The 2,695-nt window shown below is 71.4% G+C and carries 1 protein-coding gene; it reads right to left on the bottom strand.

Translation table 11 applies throughout. The features are described 5' to 3' along the window. The coding region (locus VIW71_RS23450) for a type I polyketide synthase (RefSeq protein WP_331624536.1) at nt 1–2,695 on the bottom strand (2,695 nt) is incomplete at both ends.

The following is a 2,695-nucleotide window of genomic DNA, read 5'->3' as shown; positions in this document are numbered from 1 at the left end:
CGGGAACTCACCGATCGCATCGACCCCGCCCGACACCAACCCCCACAGATCGGCAGCCGACCCCACACCACCCGGATACCGGCAGCCCATCCCCACCACGACCACCGGATCATCCGCCACCGCAACGGACACCGGCACGGGCGCCTGACGTCGAGCGCCGATCAGGACGTCTCGGAGGTGGCCCGCCAGCGCGTCGGGCGTCGGGTAGTTGAAGGTCAGCGTCGCGGGCAGCCGGACCCCGACGACCGTGGACAACCGGTTCCGCAGTTCCACGGCTGTCAGCGAGTCGAACCCCAGGTCCTTGAACGCCCGTTGCGCACCGATGGCCGCGGCGTCGGCGTGGCCGAGCACGGCGGCCGTCTGGTGGGTGACCAACTCCAGGATGCGGGTGAGTTGCTCGGCTTCGGGCAGCGCCCCCAGCTCCCTCCCCAGTCCGGATTCGCCGGCACGCCGTGCGGGCCGAGTCCGGGTGAGGCCGCGCAGGAGTGGGTGGGTGGTCGCCGTCGACAGGTCGAGGTGCGCGGGCACCAACGCCGGGTCCGCACCGGCCAGCGCGAGGTCGAACAGTGCCAGCGCCTGCTCGGTAGGCATCGGCAGGACGCCGGACCGGGCGAGGCGCGTGCGGTCGGCGTCGGTGAGATGCGCGGTCATGCCGCTGGACTCGGCCCAGTAACCCCAGGCCAGTGAGGTCGCCTGGAGGCCCAGTTCGGCTCGGTGCACGGCCAGGCCGTCCAGGAACGCGTTCGCGGCGGCGTAGTTCGCCTGGCCCGGACCGCCCAGCACACCGGCAGCCGACGAGAACAGCACAAACGCCTTCAGATCAAGGTCTTTCGTGAGCTCGTGCAGGTGCCATGCGGCGTCGGCCTTGGGCTTGAGCACCTGGTCGATCCGTTCAGGCGTCAGGGATTCCACGACACCGTCGGCCAGCACGCCCGCCGCGTGCACGACCGCCGTGAGCGGATGCTCGGCCGGGATGGCCGACAGTACCGCGGCCAGCGCGTCCCGGTCGGTCACGTCGCAGGCCACCACCTTGGCGTCGAAGTCCACCTCCGCTCCGGTTCTGCTGACCAGGAGTAGGTGCCGGATGCCGTGCTGGTCCCGGAGATGCTGGGCGACGAGGCGTCCGAGCGTTCCCGTGCCGCCAGTGATCAGCACCGTGCCGTTCGGGTCGAGCGGGCTGGGTGCCCGGGTCGCTCCGGCCCGGACCAGACGTGCCGCGTAGGCGGCGCCGTCGCGGATGACCAACTGCGGTTCGTCTCCCGCGAACACGACCTGGTCGTCCGTGTCGACAAGCACGAACCGGTCGGGGTGCTCCGCCTGGGCCGCACGCACCAGGCCCCACACTACGCAGGCCGGCAGGTTGACGGGCCCCGGTCCCACCGCGCCCCGGGTCACGATGGCCAGTCGGCCGTCCCCGTCACGCAGGAATTCCTGGAGCACGGCCAACGTCTCGGCGGCGACGGTGTGCGCGGCTGCCACGAGGTCGCCCGCCGGGGTCGTGACGTGGTGGACGGTCATGCTCTCGTCCGTGCTCTCGACGGGCACCCAGTCGAGGCGGAAGAGCTGGTTGTTCCGGGCGCCCAGGAAGTCCGGCGGTCGGTGGCGCACGGTCAGCGCGTCGATCACCGCCAGCGGGCCGGACTCGTCGGCAAGCGCCACTCGGAACGTGTCCGGACCGGTGGGCGTGAGGCGGACCCGGGCCGTGGAACCGGCTTCCCGCATCGACACTCCGGCGAACGAGAACGGCAACCGGCCGGCCGCCACCAGGGTCAGCGGCTGGAGTGCGGCGTCGAGCAGTGCCGGGTGGAGACCGAACCGCTCGCGGGTGTCGGCCGGTAACGCCACCTCGGCGTAAAGGTCGTCGCCCTGCCGCCAGATCGCTTGTACGCCGGCGAACAGTGGCCCGTAGTCGTAGCCCTGGGCGGCGAGCGTGTCGTAGAAACCGGTCAGATCGACGGGGTCGCCAGTCGGCTGCCAGGGCTGGTCCCCGTCGACCGGGTGGAGGCGGGTGCCGGTTCCGAGCGTACCGGTGGCGTGCTGCAGCCACACGTCCCCGGCTCGGGAGTGCACGGTGACGGGGCGTCGTCCCGCCTCGCCCGGTGCGCCGACGACGACTTGGACCAGCACGGAACCGTCATCCGGCAGCACCATCGGGGCTTCCAGCGCCAGCTCCTCGAGCGCGTCGCACCCGACCTGACGGCCGGCATGCATGGCCAGTTCCACGAAGGCGGTGCCGGGCAGCAGCACGGAGCCCAGCACGGCGTGGTCGGCGAGCCACGGATGGGTGGCCGTCGAGAGCCGTCCGGTGAGCAGAACTCCTTGTTCTGCGGCGAGTTCCACAACCGCGCCGAGCAGTGGGTGCTCGGCCGAGGCCAGTCCTGCGGCTGTCACGTCACCTGGTGCCGCGGCGAGGTTCAACCAGTACGGGCGGTGCTGGAAGGCGTAGGTCGGCAGCGGGACATGGTGACTCTCGCCTGGGAAGATCCGTGTCCAGTCAACGGCGACACCCTGGGTGTGCAGGCGTGCCAGGGCGGCGCAGAAGTCCTCGATCCCGCCGTCGCGGCGCAGCGTCCCGGTCACCACGCCATCCATCGCCGGAACCAGCACGGGGTGCGGGCTGACTTCCACGAACACGCCGTACTGAGCCTGGTTCAGCGCCTCGACGGCGAGGTCGAAGCGCACCGGCTCGCGGAGG

It is taken from the genome of Streptomyces sp., assembly GCF_036524955.1.
Classification (GTDB): Bacteria; Actinomycetota; Actinomycetes; order Streptomycetales; family Streptomycetaceae; genus Actinacidiphila.
The sequence above is the reverse complement of the archived record's forward strand: the minus strand, read 5'-3'. Positions and strand labels throughout refer to the sequence as shown.